This is a genomic window from Kitasatospora phosalacinea (assembly GCF_000717185.1).
GTDB lineage: Bacteria > Actinomycetota > Actinomycetes > Streptomycetales > Streptomycetaceae > Kitasatospora > Kitasatospora phosalacinea_A.
The window spans coordinates 19,289-37,199 of the sequence record NZ_JNYE01000017.1; the positions used below are offsets into that span (position 1 = coordinate 19,289).

Annotated in this window: 19 protein-coding genes and 1 tRNA gene; 9 read left to right on the plus strand and 11 right to left on the minus strand. The window is 73.5% G+C overall.

What is annotated here, in order from left to right; all coding sequences use genetic code 11:
• The first annotated feature begins 24 nt into the window (after positions 1-24).
• Positions 25-98 (plus strand) — tRNA-Asp (locus OO57_RS09770).
• 363 nt (positions 99-461) lie between these two features.
• On the opposite strand, the gene bldC is transcribed toward OO57_RS09770, so the two are convergent.
• Both bldC and OO57_RS09780 read right to left on the minus strand, forming a co-directional pair.
• Positions 462-668 (minus strand): developmental transcriptional regulator BldC, encoded by a 207-nt coding sequence (bldC, locus tag OO57_RS09775; RefSeq protein ID WP_030459248.1) that lies wholly within the window; start codon positions 666-668, stop codon positions 462-464.
• A gap of 521 nt (positions 669-1,189) precedes the next feature.
• Positions 1,190-2,101 (minus strand): hypothetical protein, encoded by a 912-nt coding sequence (locus OO57_RS09780; protein WP_033251949.1) that lies wholly within the window; start codon positions 2,099-2,101, stop codon positions 1,190-1,192.
• Positions 2,102-2,299: 198 nt separating this feature from the next.
• Here OO57_RS09780 and OO57_RS09785 point away from each other — a divergent pair, with 198 nt between their 5' ends.
• Both OO57_RS09785 and OO57_RS09790 read left to right on the plus strand, forming a co-directional pair.
• Positions 2,300-3,406 carry a Glu/Leu/Phe/Val dehydrogenase dimerization domain-containing protein gene (locus OO57_RS09785; protein WP_199811234.1) on the plus strand — a complete coding sequence of 369 codons (1,107 nt, stop codon included), beginning with the start codon at positions 2,300-2,302 and terminating at the stop codon, positions 3,404-3,406.
• A gap of 372 nt (positions 3,407-3,778) precedes the next feature.
• On the plus strand, positions 3,779-4,018 hold the full coding sequence (locus OO57_RS09790) for a DUF3073 domain-containing protein (protein WP_033217334.1): 240 nt from the start codon (positions 3,779-3,781) through the stop codon (positions 4,016-4,018).
• A gap of 149 nt (positions 4,019-4,167) precedes the next feature.
• Here the strand turns inward: OO57_RS09790 and purM are convergent, their stop codons facing one another.
• From purM to OO57_RS09805, 3 genes are all read right to left on the minus strand, one after another.
• Positions 4,168-5,244, minus strand: a complete 1,077-nt coding sequence (gene purM, locus OO57_RS09795; protein WP_033251951.1) for a phosphoribosylformylglycinamidine cyclo-ligase — start codon at positions 5,242-5,244, stop codon at positions 4,168-4,170.
• 68 nt (positions 5,245-5,312) lie between these two features.
• On the minus strand, positions 5,313-6,893 hold the full coding sequence (gene purF / locus OO57_RS09800) for an amidophosphoribosyltransferase (protein WP_033251952.1): 1,581 nt from the start codon (positions 6,891-6,893) through the stop codon (positions 5,313-5,315).
• Between the two features lie 195 nt (positions 6,894-7,088).
• Complete coding sequence (locus tag OO57_RS09805; protein ID WP_234337288.1) at positions 7,089-7,904, minus strand: diacylglycerol kinase; 816 nt, start codon at positions 7,902-7,904, stop codon at positions 7,089-7,091.
• 126 nt (positions 7,905-8,030) lie between these two features.
• On the opposite strand from OO57_RS09805, the gene OO57_RS09810 reads away from it, so the two are divergent.
• On the plus strand, positions 8,031-9,314 hold the full coding sequence (locus OO57_RS09810) for an adenylosuccinate synthase (RefSeq protein ID WP_033251953.1): 1,284 nt from the start codon (positions 8,031-8,033) through the stop codon (positions 9,312-9,314).
• A 122-nt stretch (positions 9,315-9,436) separates the two neighbouring features.
• Positions 9,437-10,030: a GNAT family N-acetyltransferase gene (locus OO57_RS09815; RefSeq protein ID WP_033251954.1), complete on the plus strand. Its 594-nt coding sequence runs from the start codon at positions 9,437-9,439 to the stop codon at positions 10,028-10,030.
• An 18-nt stretch (positions 10,031-10,048) separates the two neighbouring features.
• On the opposite strand, the gene OO57_RS09820 is transcribed toward OO57_RS09815, so the two are convergent.
• The 3 genes from OO57_RS09820 to OO57_RS09830 all read right to left on the minus strand — a co-directional run bounded on the left by OO57_RS09820 (position 10,049) and on the right by OO57_RS09830 (position 11,913).
• Positions 10,049-10,471, minus strand: a complete 423-nt coding sequence (locus tag OO57_RS09820) for a DUF350 domain-containing protein (protein ID WP_033251955.1) — start codon at positions 10,469-10,471, stop codon at positions 10,049-10,051.
• Positions 10,472-10,564: 93 nt separating this feature from the next.
• Positions 10,565-11,056, minus strand: coding sequence for an LURP-one-related/scramblase family protein (locus tag OO57_RS09825; RefSeq protein WP_033251956.1), 492 nt, complete (start codon positions 11,054-11,056; stop codon positions 10,565-10,567).
• Positions 11,057-11,124: 68 nt separating this feature from the next.
• Complete coding sequence (locus OO57_RS09830) at positions 11,125-11,913, minus strand: aminoglycoside 3'-phosphotransferase (protein WP_033251957.1); 789 nt, start codon at positions 11,911-11,913, stop codon at positions 11,125-11,127.
• 165 nt (positions 11,914-12,078) lie between these two features.
• On the opposite strand from OO57_RS09830, the gene OO57_RS09835 reads away from it, so the two are divergent.
• Entirely contained in the window at positions 12,079-12,843 is a 765-nt protein-coding gene (locus OO57_RS09835; protein WP_063737527.1) for a phosphotransferase, read from the plus strand.
• A gap of 12 nt (positions 12,844-12,855) precedes the next feature.
• Here the strand turns inward: OO57_RS09835 and OO57_RS09840 are convergent, their stop codons facing one another.
• A complete protein-coding gene (locus tag OO57_RS09840) occupies positions 12,856-14,022 on the minus strand; it encodes a hypothetical protein (RefSeq protein WP_158715072.1) in 1,167 nt (388 codons plus the stop codon).
• A 68-nt stretch (positions 14,023-14,090) separates the two neighbouring features.
• Positions 14,091-15,188: a hypothetical protein gene (locus OO57_RS09845; protein ID WP_033251959.1), complete on the minus strand. Its 1,098-nt coding sequence runs from the start codon at positions 15,186-15,188 to the stop codon at positions 14,091-14,093.
• A 162-nt stretch (positions 15,189-15,350) separates the two neighbouring features.
• Here OO57_RS09845 and OO57_RS09850 point away from each other — a divergent pair, with 162 nt between their 5' ends.
• Positions 15,351-16,070, plus strand: coding sequence for a hypothetical protein (locus OO57_RS09850; protein WP_158715073.1), 720 nt, complete (start codon positions 15,351-15,353; stop codon positions 16,068-16,070).
• Here the strand turns inward: OO57_RS09850 and OO57_RS09855 are convergent.
• Complete coding sequence (locus tag OO57_RS09855; RefSeq protein ID WP_051777059.1) at positions 15,976-16,467, minus strand: hypothetical protein; 492 nt, start codon at positions 16,465-16,467, stop codon at positions 15,976-15,978. The genes OO57_RS09850 and OO57_RS09855 overlap by 95 nt on opposite strands.
• A gap of 66 nt (positions 16,468-16,533) precedes the next feature.
• Between OO57_RS09855 and OO57_RS43715 the strand changes: the two genes are divergently transcribed.
• The gene (locus OO57_RS43715) at positions 16,534-16,671 is read left to right on the plus strand and encodes a hypothetical protein (RefSeq protein WP_158715074.1); all 138 of its coding nucleotides are present in this window, start codon (positions 16,534-16,536) and stop codon (positions 16,669-16,671) included.
• A 193-nt stretch (positions 16,672-16,864) separates the two neighbouring features.
• Positions 16,865-17,866, plus strand: a complete 1,002-nt coding sequence (locus OO57_RS09860; protein ID WP_199811233.1) for a Fic family protein — start codon at positions 16,865-16,867, stop codon at positions 17,864-17,866.
• The last annotated feature ends 45 nt before the right edge of the window (positions 17,867-17,911 follow it).

Consider the following 17,911-nt stretch of genomic DNA (forward strand, 5'->3'; position numbering starts at 1 on the left):
CAGGCGGGCAAGGATCAGAACACTGGTCCCGTGGAGCAGTTGGTTAGCTCGCCACCCTGTCAAGGTGGAGGTCGCGGGTTCAAGTCCCGTCGGGATCGCAGTAGCGTGAGGCCCGGAACCGTATGGTTCCGGGCCTTATCGCGTTTGCGGGGCGCCGCGCAAGATAACGCGGCTGTGATCACCGTCACTGAACGCCTTTTGAGATGCGACTTGGGGAGCATCGCCGCAAAGTACCCTGATTTAATATGTAAAATTGTACCGGCTTTCCCGGCAATCCCCCCCTCCCCGGTCACCCCAAAGGGAATCGCGCGTTCCGTGCCGCACCACCCGTCCGGACGGCCCCCGGGCACGACCGAGGGCCGCCCCCTTCCGACCCGGCGGAGTCGGAAGGGAACGGCCCTCAGGCTGTCGGCGGCACCCCGACCCGGCGGAGTCGGGGGGCTGCCCGGAAGAACGGGGGATCAGACCTCGGTGCGCTGGGCCGGAATACCGGCCAGCAGGGCACGCACCTCCGCCTCGCGGTAGCGGCGGTGGCCGCCGAGGGTCCGGATCGACGTGAGCTTGCCCGCCTTGGCCCAGCGGGTCACGGTCTTCGGGTCCACGCGGAACATGGTGGCGACCTCTGCCGGTGTCAGCAGGGGCTCGGCGTCAGGGGTACGAGCGGTCATGAGCGGCCTCCTCGGGAGAACCGAACCAGGGCGGTTCTATCCTTCAAATTCTGCACCTTGGCCCGCGATGCCCGAAATGGCACGGACGGGCCGAGTCGGTTATAGGACGAACGGCTTGTCCTGGTGTCTACAACTACACCATCCGTCCAGCCCCATCGGCCAAACCGTCAAAATTGACCCCTCACGGGTTCAAGAGCGACGGAAGGCCCCGGACCACCCCATAGCGGACAGTCACGCGGCGGTGACGTCCGGTCACGGTGCGACATGCCCGTACGGGCTTGGGCTGGTTGTCCCATTTTGGCATATAGGTCTGAGTTCGCGTCAACGGTGAGTAGTATCACGTTCCATGGGGATTGACCCGATCCGGGACCATGGTCCCGGAAACCACGGCAATGGTACGGACCATCCTCCCCCGTCGCACTGACATTCGGCCAGTGGCAATTTTCTGACGCCCCGTCGCCCCGCCCGCGCCCCCTCCAGCGCCCCTCCAGCGCCCCTCCCGCGCCCCGCCCCCGGCCGGTTCAGGACGCCTGCCGCAGCGCCAGCACCCGCCGCCAGCGCGCCGTGAGCCCCTCGTAGGCCCGCAGCGCCGCGTCGGTGTCCCCGGCCCGCAAGGAGCCCAGCCCGTCCGCCAGTTCGCCCACCGAGCGCTCCCGGGCCAGCTCCCGCGGGCCCAGCAGCCGGGCCAGGCCGCCGTAGTCCAGCTCCACCAGCGAGCGCGGGTGGAACTCCTCCAGCCACCGCCCGACCTCCTCCGCGCCGTCCCCCAGCACCCCGTCCGGCGCCCGCTCGCGCAGCAGCCGGTACGCCCGGGCCACCCGGCGGCGGGCCTGCACCATCGGCGTCAGGTAGAACAGCGCGGCCGGCTCCGGCCGCTCGCCCTCCCCCGAGGAGCCGTACTCGCCCTCCGGCACGTGCCGCCGGTCCTCCTCGCCGAACGGCAGGAACCAGCGCAGCGGCACCTCCCAGCGGCTGCTGGCGATCCACGGCCGGGCGTCCGGGTGGTCCTGCTGCCACTGCGCCCGGTCCGCCTCCGCGGCCGCCCGCAGGGCCGGCGGCAGCACGGTGTCCACCAGGTGCGCGGGCAGCGTCCGCTGCAGCTCCTGCAGGGCCAGCCAGCCCCGCAGCCGGGTCGTCCACGGGCAGACGTAGACCACCCCGTCCAGCATCCGCACGTACGCCCGCTCGTCCTCCTGCTCCGGCAGCGGACGGGGCGTCAGGGCCGCCAGGCCGGCCAGCGCGGCCCGCTGCTCGGCCAGCGCCGCCGCGGTCACCGGCTGCCCCGGCCCCTCCGCGTCGGGGCCGTGCTCGGCGGCGTACGCCTGCCAGCGGGCGCGGTCGGGCTCGGGGAAGGCGGCCAGCGGCTCGTAGACCCGCAGCTGCGCGGTGTACGGAGGAAGCACGGTCGTGCGCCAAGCGGTCACGCTCCGCATCGTCGCACGCGCCCGCAGGAACCGGCAGGGTGCCGTGCGAACGGCTTCGGTCGCCCAGGTTCCGGGGCCTCCGGGGGGCAGATTCGAAGGCGACCCCGGCACTAGGCTTCTGACCAGACGCCCGCACCACCGCCGCGGGCCATCCCTACTGGAGTCACCACAGTGACCGACGTACACACCACGCACCCCGCACCAGGCGTGCTGGGCCGAGTCTTCGGCACCGACCCGGACGGCGAGGGGCACGAGCAGGTCGTGCTCTGCCACGACCGCTCCTCCGGCCTCAAGGCGATCATCGCCATCCACTCCACCGCCCTCGGCCCGGCCCTGGGCGGCACCCGCTTCTTCCCGTACGCGACCGAGGAGGAGGCGCTGCAGGACGCGCTGAACCTCTCCCGCGGGATGAGCTACAAGAACGCCCTCGCCGGGCTCGACCTCGGCGGCGGCAAGGCCGTCATCATCGGCGACCCGGGCCGGGACAAGAGCGAGGCGCTGCTGCGCGCCTACGGGCGCTTCGTGCAGTCCCTGCGCGGCCGCTACGTCACCGCCTGCGACGTGGGCACCTACGTCCAGGACATGGACGTGGTGGCCCGGGAGACCGAGTTCGTCACCGGCCGCTCGCCCGAGCACGGCGGCGCCGGGGACTCCTCCGTCCTCACCGCCTTCGGCGTCTTCCAGGGCATGCGCGCCTCCGCCCGGGCCCGCTGGGGCCAGCCGACCCTGCGCGGGAAGCGGGTCGGCGTGGCCGGGGTCGGCAAGGTCGGCCACTACCTGGTCGGCCACCTGCTGGAGGACGGCGCGGCCGTGGTCGTCACGGACGTCTCCGAGGCCGCCGTGAACCGGGTCAGGGCCGCCCACCCGGAGGTCGAGGTGGTGGCCGACACCGCCGCCCTGCTGAACGCCTCGCTGGACGTCTACGCCCCGTGCGCGCTCGGCGGCGCGCTCACCGACGACACCGTCGCGGCGCTCGGCGCGGCCGGCACCGCGGTCGTCTGCGGAGCGGCCAACAACCAGCTCGCCCACCCCGGCGTCGAGAAGGACCTCGCCGACCGCGGCATCCTCTACGCCCCCGACTACCTGGTGAACTCCGGCGGCGTGATCCAGGTCGCCGACGAGATCGAGGGCTTCAACTTCGACCGGGCGAAGAACAAGGCGACGCGGATCTTCGACACCGCGCTGGAGATCTTCACCCGCGCCGCCGCCGACGGCGTGCCCCCGGCGGTGGCCGCCGACCGGCTCGCCGAGAAGCGGATGCGGGAGATCGGCGCGCTCCGCTCGGTGCTGCTCCCGGCGGCCCGCCGGAGCTGATCCGCGACCGCCCGTGCGCGCGGGGCCGGCACCGCCCGGCCCCGCGCATCACGATGTGGAACCGGATTCTCAGTCCGTCCCCCGATCGGGCGATGCCGCGCCCCCTTCGGGGGATAATCTCCGTAGGAACGACGGGTCCGGTCACGTGCCGGACAGCCTGCGAAAGCCCCGTAATTCCCCTCTGACCAGGGCGGACCTGACTCGGGGGGGTTCGGGTGCGCGCCACGTCACACGGGCGACGTACCGTCCGGCGGCGGAAACAGGTACCGTTAATGCTCCAAGGGACGGTTTCCCACTTCGGGCAGGCCGGACCTGATCATCAACACGTGTCAGACTCGGGGCCGTGAGCCCCACCGTTGAGGGGGTCGACCCATGGGGCGCGGCCGGGCCAAGGCCAAGCAGACGAAGGTCGCCCGCGAGCTGAAGTACAACAGCGGCGGGTTCGACGCTAACCGTCTGTCTCACGAGCTGGGTGTATCTCCGTCCACCGCGATCGAGCCTGAGCCGATCGAGGACGACGACGAGGACGACCCCTACGCGGCGTACGCGGACAGGTACAACGACGACGACGATGACGACGAGGACACCCCTCCGGCTCGTCGCCGCGCCTGACGTTCTCCGACCGGGCCGGTCCGAGCGCTCCCCGTGAGCGCCGGGCCGGTTTTCGGCGTCCCCGCGCGGGGCACCGACCGACCGGAGGCCGGACGACGAGGGGCCCCGCCGCGGTGCGACGGGGCCCCTCGTCGTGCCTCGCTCGGGGCCTAGAAGGCCTCGTAGGCGTTGTACAGCGCGGCGCCGCCCTCGTGCTCGTCGGTGCGCTCGACCACGTCGCCGAGCAGCCAGGCCTCCACGTCGCGGTCCTCCAGGACGGCGAGGACGGTGTCGACCGACTCCGGCGGGACGACGGCGACCATGCCGACGCCCATGTTCAGGGTCTTCTCGATCTCCAGGGTCTGCATCGCGCCGACCTCGGCGACCGTCCGGAAGACCGGCAGCGGCGACCAGGTGCCGCGGTCCAGGCGGGCGTGCAGGCCGTCCGGGATGACCCGGGCCAGGTTGGCGGCCAGGCCGCCGCCGGTGACGTGCGAGAAGGCGTGGACCTCGGTGGCGCGGGCCAGTGCCAGGCAGTCCAGCGAGTAGATCCTGGTCGGCTCCAGCAGCTCCTCGCCGAGGGTGCGGCCGAACTCCTCGACCCGGCGGTCCAGCGACCAGCCGGCCTGGTTCAGCAGCACGTGCCGGACCAGCGAGTAGCCGTTGGAGTGCAGGCCGGAGGCGGCCATCGCGATCACCACGTCGCCCGCCCGGACGCGGTCCGGGCCGAGCAGCTCGTCGGCCTCGACCACGCCGGTGCCCGCGCCCGCGACGTCGTAGTCGTCCGGCCCGAGCAGGCCCGGGTGCTCGGCGGTCTCGCCGCCGACCAGCGCGCAGCCGGCCAGCGTGCAGCCCTCGGCGATGCCCTTGACGATCGCGGCGACCCGCTCCGGGACGACCTTGCCGACGCAGATGTAGTCGGTCATGAACAGCGGCTCGGCGCCGCACACCACCAGGTCGTCGACGACCATGGCGACCAGGTCGTGGCCGATGGTGTCGTGCTTGTCCATGGCCTGGGCGATGGCCACCTTGGTGCCGACGCCGTCGGTGGCGGTGGCCAGCAGCGGGCGCTCGTAGCGCTTGAAGGCGGAGGCGTCGAACAGTCCGGCGAAGCCGCCGAGCCCGCCGACCACCTCGGGCCGGTTGCTCTTCTTCACCCACTGCTTCATCAGCTCGACGGCACGGTCGCCGGCCTCGATGTCGACACCCGCGGCGGCGTAGGTCGCCCCGGTCTCGTTGCTGGTCACTTGATGTGGCCCTTTCGAAGTGGTGGTACCGCCGCCCCCGGCGCCCGGGCCGGGGGCGGTGCGCACGGTTACGGGCGGCGCAGCGCGTCCGCCGCGCCGGCGCCACCCAGCAGCGACTGCACGCCGTCGAGGTCGCTGGTCTGCTTGCTCCCGCGGACGGGCTGCTTGGCCTGGCCGCCCGCGATCTCGGCCTCGAGCAGCAGCTTGCCGAGCAGCGCCGGGTCGGGCAGCTCCATCGGGTACTCGCCGTCGAAGCAGGCCCGGCAGAGCTGGTCCTTGGGCTGCTTGGTGGCCTCGATCATCCCGTCGATGGAGATGTAGGCCAGCGAGTCGGCGCCCAGCGAGCGGCCGATCTCGTCGACCGACAGGCCGTTGGCGATCAGCTCGGCGCGGGTGGCGAAGTCGATGCCGAAGAAGCACGGCCACTTCACCGGCGGCGAGGAGATCCGGATGTGGACCTCGGCCGCCCCGGCCTCGCGGAGCATCCGGACCAGCGCGCGCTGGGTGTTGCCGCGGACGATCGAGTCGTCCACGACCACCAGGCGCTTGCCCCGGATGACCTCCTTGAGCGGGTTCAGCTTGAGCCGGATGCCGAGCTGGCGGATGGTCTGGTTCGGCTGGATGAAGGTGCGGCCCACGTAGGCGTTCTTCACCAGGCCGGAGCCGAACGGGATGCCGCTGGCCTCGGCGTAGCCGATCGCGGCGGGGGTGCCGGACTCCGGGGTCGCTATCACCAGGTCGGCCTCGACCGGGGCCTCGGCGGCCAGCCTGCGGCCCATCTCCACCCGGGAGAGGTGCACGTTGCGGCCGGAGATGGTGGTGTCCGGGCGGGCCAGGTAGACGTACTCGAAGACGCAGCCCTTGGGCTTGGCCTCGGCGAAGCGCGAGGTGCGCATGCCGTTCTCGTCGATGGCGATCAGCTCGCCGGGCTCCACCTCGCGGATGAAGCTGGCGCCGACGATGTCGAGGGCAGAGGTCTCGGAGGCCACCACCCAGCCGCGCTCGATCCGGCCGAGCACCAGCGGGCGGATGCCCTGCGGGTCGCGGGCGGCGTAGAGCGTGTGCTCGTCCATGAAGACCAGCGAGAAGGCGCCCTTGACGTCCGGCAGGACCTTGCGGGCCGTCTCCTCTATGGTCAGGTCCGGGTGGCCGGCCAGCAGGGCGGTCAGCAGGTCGGTGTCGTTGGTGGCCGCGGTCCGGCCGGAGCGGGAGACGTGCTCCTCGCCCGGCAGTTCGGCGACCTTCGCCGCGAGTTCGGCGGTGTTGACCAGGTTTCCGTTGTGGCCGAGGGCCAGCGAGCCGTGGACGGTCGCGCGGAAGGTCGGCTGGGCGTTCTCCCAGACCGAGGACCCGGTGGTCGAGTAGCGGGCATGTCCGACGGCGATATGCCCGTGCAGCGACCCCAGGGAGGTCTCGTCGAAGACCTGGGAGACGAGTCCCATGTCCTTGAAGACGAGAATCTGGGAGCCGTTGCTCACTGCGATGCCCGCGGATTCCTGTCCGCGGTGCTGCAGGGCATAGAGGCCGAAGTACGTGAGCTTCGCGACCTCTTCGCCGGGAGCCCAGACACCGAAGACGCCGCAAGCGTCCTGGGGGCCCTTCTCGCCGGGGAGGAGGTCGTGGTTGAGTCGTCCGTCACCACGTGGCACGTCTCCGAGTCTAGGGCAGCCGGGGCGAACGGCCTGATGGCAGCCTCCTGGTACGCGCGTAGATACCGCCTCTTACCAGCTTTCCGCACCTCGGGGGGCCGCCTTCACGCCCTTGTCATCAGGCCTTCGCGCGCCGGACGGGCGGGCGAACGTGAGCCTGCTCACCCTGGGTGACCGGGGGCCCGGGGCGACCGCTCAGGCGGCGGGCAGCAGCAGCCGCCAGGACGCCGGGCGGACCGTCCAGGTGCGGTGCCGGACCGGGCCGACCGGGCAGCCGTCGGCCTCGTAGCCGAAGTCGCGCCCGACGACGGTGAGCAGGACGGCCCGGTGGCGCTGCGGGCGGCCGTCGAGGTCCAGGGCGAGCTCCATCGCGCCGTCGACCATCGCCACCCGCAGGTGGCGGACCCGCTGGTGGACGTCGACCAGCAGGCGGCCGTCGGCCTCGATCCGCAGTTCCTCCGGGTCGGTGGGGCTCGCCTGCTCGGCCGCAGCCAGTTTCGCCCATAGCGAACGCCAACCACCTGTCCGGCCCTGGCGCGGCCCGGTGAAGCGCACTTCGGCCAGCACCACGCCGCCGCCGTCGTCCAGCAGCAGGTCCAGCCGCCGGGCCGCGCCGCCCAGCACCGCCCGGGCCGCCGCGACCGGCTCGGCGGGCACCCCGAGCAGCCGGGCGGTGGCGGTGGCCACCGGACCGCCGACCGGGACGAGGCCCACCGGGCCGGCGTCCAGCTCGCGCTGCCGGTGCAGGGCCTGCAGCACCCGCTGCAACGCCTGGTCGGAGCCGATCACCACGGCCCGCCGCCGCCCCCGGTGGGCGAGCACCCGGTCCAGCTCGGACGGACTCTCCGGCAGGGCGACCTTCACGTCGGCGCCGCCGCACAGCACGTCCTTGGCGATCCGCACCGACTCGCCGTCGGCCTCCCGGGCCGACGGGTCGAGCAGCACCAGCAGCGGCTCGGGACCCCCGGTGTCGTCCGGGGGGCGGGATACGGGCGTGGACAGCGACGACACGACCGGTCCTTCCTCAGGTAATCTCTCGGTGCAAGAGCCCCTTGCGCCGTTGCGCCAGGGGCTTCGTCCATCTCGGGCCAGACTGCGGTCTACGCAGGATGCCCCAACCGGAAGGGGTGTACGCCTGTGCCGGCACTCGTGCTCGTTGGCGCCCAGTGGGGAGACGAGGGCAAGGGGAAGGCCACCGACCTCCTCGGCGGCTCCGTCGACTACGTCGTCCGCTACCAGGGCGGCAACAACGCCGGTCACACGGTGGTCATCGGCGACCAGAAGTACGCCCTGCACCTGCTGCCCTCCGGCATCCTCAGCCCCAACGTCGTGCCGGTGATCGGCAACGGCGTCGTGATCGACCCGGGCGTGCTGCTCTCCGAGCTCAAGGGCCTGGACGAGCGCGGCATCGACACCTCGAAGCTGCTGATCTCCGGCAACGCGCACCTGATCACCCCGTACCACCGGACGCTGGACAAGGTCACCGAGCGCTTCCTCGGCAAGCGCCGGATCGGCACCACCGGCCGCGGCATCGGCCCCGCCTACGCCGACAAGATCAACCGCGTCGGCATCCGGGTCCAGGACCTGTTCGACGAGTCGATCCTGCGCCAGAAGATCGAAGCCGCGCTGCACGACAAGAACCAGCTGCTGGTGAAGCTCTACAACCGGCGCGCGATCCCGGCCGAGCTGGTGCTCGAGGAGTACCTGGGCTACGCCGACAAGATCAAGCCGTACCTGGCCGACACCACCCTCGTCCTGGACGAGGCGCTGAAGGCGAACAAGGTCGTCCTGCTGGAGGGCGGCCAGGGCACCCTGCTGGACGTCGACCACGGCACGTACCCGTTCGTCACCTCGTCGAACCCGACCTCGGGCGGCGCCTGCACCGGCTCCGGCATCGGTCCGACCAAGATCGACCGGGTCATCGGCATCCTCAAGGCGTACACCACCCGCGTCGGCTCGGGCCCGTTCCCGACCGAGCTGCTGGACGCCGACGGCGACGCGCTGCGCCGGATCGGCGGCGAGCGCGGCGTCACCACCGGCCGCGACCGGCGCTGCGGCTGGTTCGACGCGGTGATCGCCCGCTACGCGACCCGGGTCAACGGCCTGACCGACTTCTTCCTCACCAAGCTGGACGTGCTGACCGGCTGGGAGCAGATCCCGGTCTGCGTCGCGTACGAGGTCGACGGGCAGCGGGTCGAGGAACTCCCGTACAACCAGTCGGACTTCCACCACGCGAAGCCGATCTACGAGAACCTGCCCGGCTGGAGCGAGGACATCTCGAAGGCGAAGACCTTCGCCGACCTGCCGAAGAACGCGCAGGCGTACGTGAAGGCGCTGGAGGAGATGTCCGGCGCCCCGATCTCGGCGATCGGCGTCGGCCCCGGCCGGACCGAGACCATCGAGATCAACTCCTTCCTGTAAGGCGCCCGCGAAAGGCCCGGCCCCCTCCCGAGGGGTGGCCGGGCCTTTCGCACACCCGGGACGGTTTGCACTAGTGCGAACCGGCCTTGCTACTGGTGCAATGCGGCCCTACGGTGGGGCGCATGACCGCGAAGCTGCCCGCACCCGTCGTCCTCACCGGCCGCCACGTCCGCCTGGAACCGCTGACCCGCGCCCACGTCCCCGACCTGTTCGCGGCCGGCGGCGGGGACGAGGAGGTGTGGCGGTGGATCCCCGTGCACACGCCGCGCACCGAGGCGGACATGGCGCAGGTCGTCGACGCCCGGCTCGCCGACCGGGCCTGCACGCCGTTCGCGGTGGTCGCCGCGGAGAGCGGGCGGGCGGTCGGGGTGAGCTGCTACTTCGACGCCAGCGCCGCGGAGGAGCAGCTGGAGATCGGCGGCACCTGGTACGGCCGCGCGGTGTGGCGGACGGCGGTCAACACCGAGGCCAAGCTGCTGCTGCTCGCGCACGCCTTCGAGGACCTCGGCATGGGCCGGGTCTGCTGGAAGACCGACCACCTCAACGAGCGCTCGCAGAACGCGATCCGGCGGCTCGGCGCCTCCTACGAGGGCACCTTCCGGCGCGCCAAGCGGCGGCCGGACGGCAGCTGGCGCGACAGCGTGTACTTCTCGATGCTGGCCGACGAGTGGCCCGCGGCCAGGGCCCGGCTCACCGAGCGGCTGGCGGCGGGCTGAACTCCCGCGCGGGGCGGGTCAGTAGATGGCGGCGGAGACGATCGCCGCCACGGCCAGGTTGGTGGAGGCGGTCACCCAGACCGCCGGGTGCGGCTCGGGGTCGACCAGCAGTTCGCCCAGCTTGCCCGGGGTGACCAGGTCCAGCACCCAGAACGACACGGCCATCAGCAGCAGGCCGAACAGGCCGAACACGGCGGCCGCGACCAGGCCCTTCACGAACTCCTGGTAGGTCGACATCACCGCGGTGAACACGATCGCGCCGATCGCCAGCAGCGCCGAGCTGAGCACCGCGGCCGCGTTGCGGTTGCGCTCGACCCAGATCTGGTGCCCCAGCCGGCCGGGCGTCAGCGCGTCCACCAGCAGCACCCCGAGCAGCAGCAGCACCAGGCCGACCGCTCCGTACGCCGCCGCGTACCCCAGCTGGTGAAGGATGTCGTCCATCCGCTCCGCCCCTCCTGCCCGTCCGCTCGCCGGCCCCGTGCCGAGGACCGGCACAACATAGCGCACGGGGCGGGCGCGGGCGGGGGCCGTGCCTCAGTCGTTGTGCTCGACCAGGCGGTCCAGGCAGACCGCGATCGCGATCATCAGCGGGACGTCGACGCCGTCCTCGACCTCCACGCCGTAGGTGTCGCGGATCCGGAACCACTTGCGGGAGATCTCGGCGAGGCGGCGGCCGTCGCCCTTGACGGTGTACTCCTTGTCGATCAGGTCGCCGTGCACCTCGTACTCGCCGCCCGCCTCCAGCTCCACGTGGTACTTGTCGTGGAACGGGGTGAACAGCTTCTTGCGGACGGTCGCGACCACGTCCCCGTCCGCGTTCTCGATCTTCATCGCGTCGCGGACGGTCAGCACCTTCTCCCGGACGGTGGCGACCGTGTTGCCCCCGGTGTCCTGCAGCTCGAAGGTGTCGCGGACGCGCAGCACCTTGCCGTCCACCAGGAACGCCTTCTCGCCGTGCTCGTCCTCGACCCAGTAGTCGTCGCCGACCGCGAAGAGGCGCTCCTTGACCACGAACTTCCGACCCATGTCCCCGACTCCCTCGCATCCCTGTCCGGCCCGCTGCCGGGCGGCACCCGACATGGTGCCACCGGCCGCTACGTCAAGTCCCACAACAGGCGGTAGTAGGCGAGGCGTTCGGCGTCCGGTTCGACGCCGTACGCCTCCAGCAGGGGGCGCTCCCAGCCCGGGCCGTAGTTCCACACCGTGCTCCAGGTCGCCACCGCCAGGTCCGCCCAGCGGTCGGCCGTCCCGATCGCGCCCAGGTCCACGTGCCCGGACGGGCGGCCGTCGTCGCCCACCAGGGTGTTGGGCGCGCAGGCGTCCCCGTGGCAGACCACCTCGACGTCGACCGGCGGCGGGTCGGCGAGCACCGCCAGCGCCCGCTCCACGGTGCCGTGGTGGCGCACGTCCTCGTGCCAGTCCGCCGGGTCGCGGCGCAGCGCGACCGCCCGGGCGACCCGGCCCGGCGCCGACCAGTCGTACGGGCACCGCGCCACCGGCAGCGCCTCGTGGAAGGCCCGCAGGCCCGCGCCGACCGCCCGCACCGCCGTCGCCGGATCCCGCTTCCACACCTCGTCCACGGCCGAACGCCCCGGCAGCCCGGCCGTCAGCAGCCAGCGGCCCGCCCCGTCGCCGCCCAGCGCCAGCACCTCCGGGACGGTGGTGAACCGGCCCGCCCAGCCCAGCCGCTCGGCCTCCGCCGCCAGGTCCGCCGGGCTGCCGGCCGGCGCCCACTTCACGAACCGCCGCCCCGGCCCGTCCCCGAGCCGGAACGTCACCCCGTGCAACTCGTTGCGCCACACCGCGGTGACCGGCTCGCCCGCGGCCAACTCGACGACGGCGGGCGGGACTTCGACGTCACCCTCCGGTACGTACGCGATCATCCGCCCATTGTCGCCCGGCCGGCGGCCGGGCGTCACCCGGGTTTCCGGCGCCGCCCGGGTTTCCGGCGCCGCCCGGGGTTCCGGCGGGAACCCGGGGTTCCGGCGGGAACCGGTCCGGGCCCCGGGACGTACTACCGGCTACCAGCACGGAGAACGGGGGAGCACGTGCCCGAAGGCGCCCGCCACCTACCGCCGGAACCGGACGGACCGCCCGGCGAGCTGATCGGCACCGGCCGCACCGCCGACGTCTACGCACTGCCCGACGGCCGGGTGCTGCGCCGCTACCGCACCGGGGCCGACGCCCGCGGCGAGGCCGCGCTGATGGCGCACCTCGCCGGGCACGGCTACCCCGTGCCCGCGGCGCGGCCCGGCGAACGGCCCACCGACCTGCTGATGGAACGGCTGGACGGCCCGACCGTCGCGCAGGCCGTCACCACCGGCGCGCTCGCGCCCGACGCCGCCGGACGGCTGCTCGCCGACCTGCTCCGCCGCCTGCACGCCGTCCCGCCGCGCACCGCCGCCCGGCCCGGCGACCGGCTGCTCCACCTCGACCTGCACCCCGAGAACGTCCTGCTCACCGCCCGCGGACCGGTCGTCATCGACTGGGCCACCGCCACCGAGGGCGACCCCGGGCTGGACGGCGCGATGAGCGCCCTCGTCCTCGCCCAGGCCCTGCTCGGCATGCCGCCCGAGTACGCCGGGGCCGCCCCCGCCATCCTGGTCCCCCTGCTGCGCGGCCTCCCCCCGCTCGGCACCCACCACCTCGCCGCCGCCCGCACCCGCCGCGCCGCCGACCCGGTGCTCGACGCCGCGGACCACGGGCGGCTGGACGCGGCCCTCGCCCTGGTCCGCGCCTGCGCGGCGGAGGCGGCGGCTCTGGCGGCGGCTCTGGCGGCGGAGGCGGAGGCGGAGGCGGGGGCGGCGGGGTAGCGGGCGGGGTGGTCAGGCGCTCGCCGGTCCGGACGCGGCTACGGTTCCGGCTTCGGCGGCGGGTTCGGCTTCGGGTTCGGGTTCGACGGCAGGTTCGGGTTCGGCTTCGGCGAGCAGGTCGGTCAGGAACTCCAGCCGGGCGCTCGCCGGTCCGGTCCTGCGGGCCGCCGCCAGCGCGGTGCGGGCCTCCTCGGGGCGGCCCGCGCGGTGCAGGGCCAGGGCCAGGGTCGCGTACGCCATGCTGCGGCGCAGCGGAGGGCTGGCGACGGCGGAGGCCGAGCGGGCCTCGTCGATGGCCAGTCCGTTCCGGCCCAGGGCGAGTTCCTGCAGGGCGGTCAGGTCGCTGCCGGCGCGGAGTTCGCGCGGCAGGCGGCGGCCCGTGGCGTACGCGGGGCGGAAGGCCGCGCGGTCGGCGTCGGTGGCGGCGCCGGTCTCGTCCAGGTAGGCCAGCGCCCGGGCGTGCACCAGGGCCTCGGCAGGGAACCCGGATTCGACGGACTCCGCGGTCAGGTCGGCGAGTTCGCGGTAGCGGCCCTCGGCGAGCAGCACACTCAGCGTGGCCTCCCGGGTGCCGGGTCCCTCCGGGAGGGCGTCCAGCAGGCGGCGGGCCCCGGCGACGTCGCGCTGCAGCACCTCCGTCACCTCCTGCACCTCGGGGGCGACCGCGGAGGCCGCGGGCGTCGTGCGGTAGACGACCATCAGCACCGCCGGTCCCACCGATCCCGCCAGGCAGAGCACTGCGGCCGCCCGGCCGAACTCCCCGCCCACCAGAGCGAGCAGCCCGGCGCCCAGGGCGGAGAGCGTCAGGTACGCCAGCAGGCCGGGCAGCAGTCCGCCCCTGGACGGCACGGTGCCCAACGCGATCGGCCGCACCACCGGCAGCGGGACGCGGCGCAGCTGCCACCCGCTGTGCAGCCGCCGCGAGGTGAGCCAGGGGGCGCCCCTGCCGAACGACCAGCCGTCCGCCCGCAGCCCGAACCACCGTCCGGGCCCGGCCAGGTAGGCGGCCCACAGCAGGGCCGAGGCGTACGTCCCCGCCAGCACCCCCCACTCGGCCTCCCAGAGCGTGCCCGACGCGTTCCGTAGGTGCCAGCCGAGCAGCACCAGCAGCGCCGCCAGCAGGGCCGCCACCTGCGCCCGGGTGACCTGCTTCTCCCGCCGCCTCAATTCCTCGCTCACGACGGAGGATCGTGCCAGAACCGTGCCCGTCCCGACAGCCGTTTCCGGGATCGTGCCCGGCCCCGACCTCAGACTTCCGCCGGGGCGGCGAGCAGGTCGGTCAGGAACTCCAGCCGGGCGCTCGCCGGTCCGGTCCTGCGGGCCGCCGCCAGCGCGGTGCGGGCCTCCTCGGGATGGCCCGCGCGGTGCAGGGCCAGGGCGAGGGTCGCGTACGCCATGCTGCGGCGCAGCGGAGGGCTGGCGACGGCGGCGGCCTTGCGGGCCGCGACGGCGGCCAGGACGGCGCGGCCCAGGACGAGTTCCTGCAGGGCGTCCAGGTCGGTGCCGGTGCGGAGTTCGCGCGGCAGGCGGCGGGCCGCGGCGTACTGGGCGTGGAAGGCGGCGCGGTCGGCGTCGGTGGCGGCGCCGGTCTCGTCCAGGTAGGCCAGCGCCCGGGCGTGCACCAGGGCGGTGTGCTCGTCCTCGGGTGCGGTGAACTCCGCTGCCAGTTCGACGAGTTCGCGGTAGCGGCCCTCGGCGAGCAGCACGCTCAGCGTGGCCTGCCGGGTGTCGGGGCCGTCCGGGAGGGCGTCCAGCAGGCGGCGGGCCCCGGGCACGTCGTGCTGGAGCGTCGCCAGCACCTCCGACAGGCCCGCGGGGAGGCTCCCGGCGGTGGGGACCGAGCTGACCGCGGCGGTCAGCAGCACCGGCCGCACCGCCCCGAGCAGGCACAGCACCGCGGCGACCCGGCCGAAGCCGCCGCCCGCCAGGGCCAGCAGCCCCGCGAGCAGCACGGCGGCGCCGAGGAACGGCAGCAGGACGGACAGCAGCCGTCCCGGCCGCAGCGGCGCCCCGCTCCGGGTGCCGAGGCCGGCGGGGGCCAGCACCGGCAGCGGGATCCGCCGCCGGTAGCGCGGCCCGCCCCGCCCCAGCGTGGTGCGCACCACCGCCCCGACGCCGAACGACCAGCCGCCCGCCCGCAGCCCGAACCACCGCCCCGGCCCGGCCAGGTAGCCCGCCCACAGCCACCGCAGGGCGTACGTCCCGGTGATCGCCCCGGCGGCGGGCGGCAGCACCGTCGCGCCATCGCTCATGTACGGCAGGCACACGGCCACGCAGCCGACCGCCAGGAGCACCCGGTACACCTTGTCCACCAGCGTCCAGCGCCGGAGCAGTTCGTTCCTCACGGCGGGTGATCGTGCCAGAGCCCCGGCGGCGGGCCCGCACCGGGTGGGCGGTGCTCGTGCCCGGAACCGGCCGCGGACCCGAACCGTCCTGCAAGGGTGGCGGGTTGGGCACGAAGCACCCGCAGCCCGTGCACGACACCGCGAACAGCCAGGGGGCCGACGATGCGATTCCTGCGAGTGCCCGACCGCCACCGGCGCCGGACGGGCGTGCTGCTCGCCGTCGCCTCCCCGCTCGCCCTGGCCGGCCTGGACCTGCTGAGCACCCGCGCCGACACCTGGGACGCCTGCACCACGGCGGGCCTCGCCGTGCTGGCCGTCTCCCTGCTCGGGCTGGCCGCCCTGCGGGTGGGCTGGGCGCGGACCACGGCGGCCGGGCTGGGCGGGTTCGCGCTGCTGCTGCTGCCGGGCTGGCTGCTCACCGACCAGCTGCGGTACCACCGGGGCGTGGTCGTCGAGGTCACGGTGACGGGGGCGCACCGCACCGACGGCCTGCTGTCCGGCCCGGCCTGGGTCTGCGGCCTCCGGCGCACCGACGGACGGCCGCTGGCGCACCCGGTCGCCCGCAACTGCGGCCCGTCCGACATCGGTGACACGGTGGGCCTGCTGGTGGACCGGGGCGGCTGGCTGCCCCCCACCTCCACCGAACGCAGCAACTGGGACGGCCCCGCCCCCTCCCCCACCCCCGACCTCGTCCTGATCGCCCTCGCCCTCACCACCTGGGCCTGGACCGCCCTGGACACCACCGCCCCCCGCCCCGCCCGCCTGCCGCTGCCCGCCGCTACGCCTCCTACTCCGCCCGCTCCTCCCGCTCCTCGCGCCGCGGCAGCGCGGGGTCGCGCAGCTCGTCCGGCGACGCGGCGAGGGCCGGGTCCGCGGCCGTGACCCCGGGGTAGCGGCGGTGCAGCCCGCCCAACCAGTAATCGGCCCGCTCGACGCCCGCCCGCTCGACCTCGGTGCCCGTCGGCAGGAGCGCGTGCACGGCCTCGCGCACCCGCCGCACCCCGAACGCGTTCATCGCCGCGTCGAGGTAGTAGCGGTTGTAGCTCGGGTCCCGCTCGTAGACCGCCGCCCGCGCCAGGGCGTCGAGCGCCTCCGCGGGCAGCACCATGCCCTCCCGGCACCCCTCGAACACCTTGACCAGCACCCGGTGGTCCTTCAGCAGGTCGTACCGCGGCCCCAGCCCGACCCGCAGCCCGAGCGCCCGCACCACGTCCGCCAGCGCCAGCGCGTACAGCCGCCGCCGCTCCTGCTCCTGCCCCGCCCGGCCCTCTCCGTCCACCCCCGGCTCCCTCCCCGCGATCTCCCGCGCGGAATCCTGCACGGCGCGATGAGGTTGACTGTGGTCATGACTTCTCGTGCACGCGTCCGCGCCCCCGAACTGGTGGGCAAGGGCGGATGGCTGAACACCGGGGGCAAGGACCTGTCCCTGGTGGACTTCCGCGGCAAGATCGTGATCGCGGACTTCTGGACCTTCTGCTGCTGAGGCCCTGGCCCGGTACCGCACCACCTGTGCCGACCGGAGTGCGCGGTCAGGAGGATCACCCCTCGGGGTGACACCGGGGCGACCGGGCGGAGTCCCCACTCGGAGTTGATAAGTTCAATTAGCCATCGTCGGCGTGTATCAACTCTTGGGGAGGAAGTTCGTGGCAGGCAGGGGCAGGCCCAGTCGCAGCACGGTGTACCAGCGGCTGAGCGGGGCCCTGGCCGAGCTGAACGAGCGTTTCGGCGGGCTGCCCAGCCCTCGGGAGGCCCAGGAGATCTGGGACGACATCTGGCACCAGGAAGCGCACCACTCGACTGCGCTCGAAGGCAACACCCTCGTCCTTCGCGAGGTCGAGGCGCTACTCGACCAGGGTCGAGCCGTCGGCGCCAAGCCGCTGAAGGAGTACAACGAGGTCCAGGGCTACGCGGATGCCGCCCGTTGGGTCTACGGGCAGGCCCTCGATCCGGACGCGTGGCATGACGGGCGGCTGATCACGCTCGGCGAGGTCCGCCACATCCATTACGTCACCATGTCGCCGGTCTGGAACGTCGCACCTCATCCGGACGCCGCCGACAGGGAGGGCCCCGGTAGTTTCCGGGAGCACGACATCCACCCCTTCGCGGAGGGCATGACGCCCCCGAAGTGGCCGCTCGTTCCCGCTCACGTCGAGCAGTGGGTCGGCGAGGTCTGCGCCTTCGGCAAGCAGATCGAGAGCGGTGAGGAACTGGGCCGACCGCTCCCGGAGGTACTGGCCGGGATCCACAACCGGTTCGAACGCATTCATCCGTTCCTCGACGGCAACGGGCGAACAGGGCGTCTGGTGATGAACCTCGTCCTCGTCCGCCTGGGCTATCCGCCGATCATCATCCTCAAGAGGCAGCGGGAGGCTTACCTGGCCGCCTTGCGTCGCGCGGACGCGGGTGACCACGGAGCCCTCGGCGAGCTGATCGCCCGGGCCATGGAGGACAACCTCAACCGCTTCATCGTGCCGAACGTGGCCGGCCCCGCACGACTGGTTCCGCTTGCCGCGCTCGTGGACGCAGAGCTCTCCCTGGCCGCACTGCGGCAGGCGGCCCAACGGGGTCGGCTCAACGCCGTGCAGGGGCCGGACGGGGTGTGGCGCTCGTCCCGGAAGTCCGTGGCCGCCTACAAGGCCGGCAAGCACCAGCGCAGGCCCAAGTCCGACCGCGTCTGAGCGCAGGAGCGGACTGCTCCCCGGTTCGATGGGGTTGGATGCAGG